The 4,759-nt window shown below is 69.8% G+C and carries 4 protein-coding genes; 2 read left to right on the top strand and 2 right to left on the bottom strand.

Annotated elements, in window-relative coordinates; all coding sequences use genetic code 11:
- The first annotated feature begins 134 nt into the window (after positions 1–134).
- Entirely contained in the window at positions 135–674 is a 540-nt protein-coding gene (locus ABGA94_RS08735) for a pseudouridine synthase (protein WP_005420252.1), read from the top strand.
- 90 nt (positions 675–764) lie between these two features.
- Here ABGA94_RS08735 and ABGA94_RS08740 read toward each other — a convergent pair whose 3' ends face one another.
- Positions 765–1,139 carry a hypothetical protein gene (locus tag ABGA94_RS08740; protein WP_005420251.1) on the bottom strand — a complete coding sequence of 125 codons (375 nt, stop codon included), beginning with the start codon at positions 1,137–1,139 and terminating at the stop codon, positions 765–767.
- Positions 1,140–1,338: 199 nt separating this feature from the next.
- A complete protein-coding gene (hrpB, locus tag ABGA94_RS08745) occupies positions 1,339–3,843 on the bottom strand; it encodes an ATP-dependent helicase HrpB (RefSeq protein WP_111174840.1) in 2,505 nt (834 codons plus the stop codon).
- A 67-nt stretch (positions 3,844–3,910) separates the two neighbouring features.
- On the opposite strand from hrpB, the gene ABGA94_RS08750 reads away from it, so the two are divergent.
- Positions 3,911–4,708 carry a TatD family hydrolase gene (locus tag ABGA94_RS08750; RefSeq protein WP_005420232.1) on the top strand — a complete coding sequence of 266 codons (798 nt, stop codon included), beginning with the start codon at positions 3,911–3,913 and terminating at the stop codon, positions 4,706–4,708.
- Positions 4,709–4,759: the final 51 nt, after the last annotated feature.

Consider the following 4,759-nt stretch of genomic DNA (forward strand, 5'->3'; position numbering starts at 1 on the left):
CCGAGCCCACGCTCGGCTCATCGCGCGCAGCGCGACAGGGAACAACAGCAGCCGAGCATGGGCTCGGCTCTACAGGGACGTGGCGCGTGGCGCGGCGTGGGACAATGCCTTACCCGCCGCCCGCCGTGCCTGCAATGCTGATCGCCTTCAACAAGCCCTTCAACGTGCTCTGCCAGTTCACCGACCGCAGCGTGCCGCCGCGGCCGACCCTGGCCGGGTTCGGCCTGCCGCCGCGCGTGTATGCCGCCGGCCGCCTGGACCATGACAGCGAGGGCCTGCTGCTGCTGACCGACAACGGCACGCTGGCGCACAAGCTCACCGACCCCAGGCACAAGGCCGACAAGACCTACTGGGTGCAGGTGGAAGGCACGCCCGGTGACGAGCAGCTGCAACAGCTGCGCGATGGCGTTGTGCTCAACGATGGACCGACCCTGCCGGCGAAGATCGAGCGCCTCGACCCGGCGCCGACGCTGTGGACGCGCGATCCGCCGGTACGTTTCCGCAAGACCGTGCCGGACAGCTGGCTGGCGATCACGATCCGCGAGGGCCGCAACCGCCAGGTGCGGCGGATGACTGCAGCGGTGAACCTGCCGACGTTGCGACTGGTGCGGGTGTCGATGGGACCGTACCGGCTGGAGGACCTGCAGCCCGGGCAGTGGCGGCAGATCGGTTGAAACAGAAAGGGCCGGATACCTCGCGGCATCCGGCCCTGGCTCGGGGTCAGATCCCTTCCGCAGGAAGGGCTCTGACCCGGTCGGTCACACTCACGCGTCGCTGCCGATATCGCTGTGCTCGTCCACGACGGTGTCGTTGCGGCGGTCACGCGCGCTGATGCGCTGCGCCTGCCCATTCACCACGTGGCCATTGGCGGCCTTCTTCTTCTGCTGCTTGCGGTACAGCGCATAGCCGAGCAGGCCAACACCCACCGCAGCAGCGGCCACGGCCACGGCCGGATTGCGGCGCACGAACTTGGTCGCGGCCTTGCCGCCGGTCTTCACTGCGCCGATGGCGGCGCCGGTCTTGATCCAGTCCGCATTGCGCAGGCTGCCACCGGCGCTCTTCAGGCCATCGCCGGCGGTGTGGGCCAGCTCCAGGGCGCGCTCCAGGGCGCGGTCGGTGATTACGGTCAGCTTGCTCATGCGGGGGTCCTTTGCCTCGGGTCGAAGTCCAGTGTCGCGCGTTGCCCGTAAACGGTATGTCAGCCGGGGACGCACGTGGCGTGACTCTACCGCAGCCATTCAGGATCAGGCAGGGTGGGGCGGATCCCTTTCTTTTGGGAAAGGGCTCTGACCCCGGCGCGGTGAGCCCATTGCGATGCAATGGGATCCGCCCCCGCCCTCAGGTTCCGCGCGGCTTTGCCCGGTGCGTGGCCGTGGCTGTCCACGGATCATCCGGCCATGGATGGCGCGGGTAACGGCCCTTCATTTCCTTTTTCACTTCGGCGTAGGTGTTTTCCCAGAAGTTGCGCAGGTCCTGGGTGACCTGCAGCGGGCGGCCGCCGGGGGAGAGCAGGTGCAGGGTCAGCGGCACGCGGCCATCGGCGATGCGCGGCGTGTCGGCCAGGCCGAACAGTTCCTGCAGTTTCACCGCCAGCACCGGCGGCAGCGGATCACCACTCTCGCTGTCCAACGCGTAGGTGATCGGCCGCTCCAGCCCGGACGGCACGGTGATGCGGGTCGGCGCATTACGCTCGACCAGCTGCCGTTGTGACCATTCCAGCGGCGACTTCAGTGCCTCGCCGAAACTGGCCTCATCCAGCGCGTCCAGGCGGCTCTTGCCGGCGAACGCGGGTTGCAGCCACTGCGTGAGGTTGGCCAGCAGGGCCGCGTCGCTGCAGTCGGGCAGGTCCAGCTCCGGCATCCAGCGCCGCAGTGACTCGACGCGCGCCTGCCACTGGCGCAGGCCCTCGGTCCACGGCAGCGCCTGCAGACCGAGTTCGGCTACCGCGCCGGTCAGTGCCTGCGCGGCGTGCTGCGGATCGACCCGGCCGGCCGAGCGGCTGTCCAGCACGATGCGGTCGAAACGCGTCTCGCGCAGTGCCACCAGGGCGCGTCGCTCGCTGTCCCAGCGCACTACGTCTTCGGTGACGAAGCGATCCGGCCACGCCTTGCGCAGCCGATCCTCGTCCACCGGTGCGGCACGCAGCAGCAGTGCATCGCGCGCCTCGAAGCGCAGTTCGCTGGCCACCAGCCACGGCTCACCGCGCAGGTCGCTCAGCTCGTGCAGGCGCGCGCTGCGGCCATTGGCCAGCAGGTAGCGCAGAGGATCGCTGGGATGCTGGAAGCCAATTCGATCGGGAAAGGCATGAGCGAGCAGGTCGCCCAGCTCATGGGCCTCGATGCTGGCCGGCGGCGTGGCTTCGCAGCGCAGGCGGCGACGCCACTGCTTGGCGGCGGCATCGATCGCGGCCAGCCCGCTGCGGTTGGCATCGCCCGGTGTGCGGCCATTGCGGAACGCGGCCAGTGCGCGCCAGCGGGCCGCCAGGGCGTCGCCGCCCTGGCGCAACGGGTCGCGCGCCTCCAGCAGCGCGGCCAGGTCGGCAGCCAGCGCCTGGGCGCGGGCATCGGGCGCTGCCAGCAGCATCGCCGCCATCCGTGGATGCGTGCCCAGCGCCAGCACACGCCGGCCCAGTTCGGTGATCGCGCCACTGCTGGACAGGGCGCCGAGCCGCTGCAGCAGTTCGCGCGCCGCGCCCATCGGACCCGCCGGGGGCGGATCGAGGAAGCGCAGATCGCTGCTGCCCCAGGCCGCCAGTTCCAGTGCCAGTCCGGCCAGTTCCACCTGGTCGATTTCGGCGCGGCGCTGCGGTTCCAGCCGCTGCGACTGTGGCCACAGCCGCCAGGCCACGCCCTCGGCGACGCGGCCGGCGCGGCCCGCGCGCTGGTCGGCCGATGCCTGCGCGATGGCCACCACGTCCAGCCGGGTGAAACCACTGTTGGGGTCGTAGCGCGGTTCGCGTGCCTGGCCGCTGTCGATCACCACGCGCACGCCGGGCAACGTCACCGACGACTCGGCGACGTTGGTCGCCAGCACCACGCGCCGGCGGCCATCGCTGGCCACCTGAAGTACGCGCGCCTGTTGTTCCACGGGCAGTTCACCGTGCAGCGCCAGGACCTCGACATCGCCATTGAGCGATTCCTGCAGGCCCGCCTGCACCCGCGCGATCTCGCGCTGGCCGGGCAGGAACACCAGCAGGTCACCGGGGTGCTCGGCCAGGGCCTGCTGCACCGCGCGGCGCACCTGCAGTTCCAGCGCCTCATCGCGGCGCGCCGGGAAGTGGCTGATCGCCACCGGGTAGCTGCGGCCCTCGCTGCTCAGCCGCGGCGCATCGAGAAAACGTGCCAGCCGCTCGCCGTCCAGCGTGGCCGACATCACCACCAGGCGCAGGTCATCGCGCAGCTGCGCCTGCACATCCAGCGCCAGCGCCAGGCCGAGGTCGCCGCTGAGATGGCGCTCGTGGAATTCGTCGAACAGGATCGCACCGACCTCTTCCAGCATCGGGTCGTCCTGCAGCATGCGGGTCAGGATGCCTTCGGTGACGACCTCGATGCGCGTGCGCGCCGAAACCTTGTTTTCGAAGCGGATGCGGTAGCCGACCGTGCCACCGACCTCCTCGCCCAGCTGCCGCGCCATGAACAGCGCGGCGCTGCGGGCGGCGACCCGCCGTGGTTCCAGCAGGATGATCTTGCGGCCCTGCAGCCACGGTGCGTCGAGCAGTGCCAGTGGCACCTGGGTGGTCTTGCCGGCACCGGGCGGGGCCTCCAGCACCAGTCGCTGCTGCGCGGCCAGGTGTTGCTGGATCTGCGGCAGCAGCTGGGAAATCGGGAAGAGCGAGGCGTTCATGTGCAAAGGATAAGGGGGCACGGCGGGCGCAGGTACAATGCGCGGGCACTTTTCCCCCGCGATGACCATGCACCTGATCGATATCGGCGCCAACCTGACCCACGACTCCTTCGACCGCGACCGCGATGCCGTTCTGGACCGCGCGCGCCAGGCCGGCGTGGTGCAGATGGTCATCACCGGTGCCAGCCGCGAGCACTCGCCGTTGGCCCTGCAGTTGGCCCAGCAGCACCCCGGCTTCCTGTACGCCACCGCCGGCGTGCACCCGCACCACGCGGTGGAATACACCGAGGAATGCGATGCCGAGATGCGCGCGCTGCACGCGCATCCGGAAGTGGTGGCGGTGGGGGAGTGCGGGCTGGACTACTTCCGTGACTTCTCGCCGCGCCCGGCGCAGCACCGCGCGTTCGAGCGCCAGCTGCAGCTGGCCGCGGACAACGGCAAGCCGCTGTTCCTGCACCAGCGCGACGCGCATGCCGACTTCATGGCACAGATGAAGAACTTCGAAGGTCGCATCGGCCCGGCGGTGGTGCATTGCTTCACCGGCGAACGCGATGAGCTGTTCGATTACCTGGACCAGGACTGGTACATCGGCATCACCGGTTGGCTGTGCGACGAACGCCGTGGCGCGCACCTGCGCGAACTGGTGAAGAACATCCCGGCCAACCGCCTGATGATCGAGACCGACGCGCCGTACCTGCTGCCGCGCACGCTGAAGCCGATGCCGAAGGACCGGCGCAACGAGCCGATGTTCCTGTCGCACATCGTGGAAGAGCTGGCACGTGACCGTGGCGAGGACGTTGCGGTGACCGCGGCCAATGCCACGGCGGCCGCCCGCGCGTTCTTCCGCCTGCCCGACGCGGGTTGATGGTAGTGCCGGCCGCTGGCCGGCAGAACATCCTGATTGCCGGCCAGCGGC

This window comes from Stenotrophomonas sp. 3diitr2024 (assembly GCF_042136455.1).
GTDB classification, from domain to species: Bacteria; Pseudomonadota; Gammaproteobacteria; order Xanthomonadales; family Xanthomonadaceae; genus Stenotrophomonas; species Stenotrophomonas sepilia.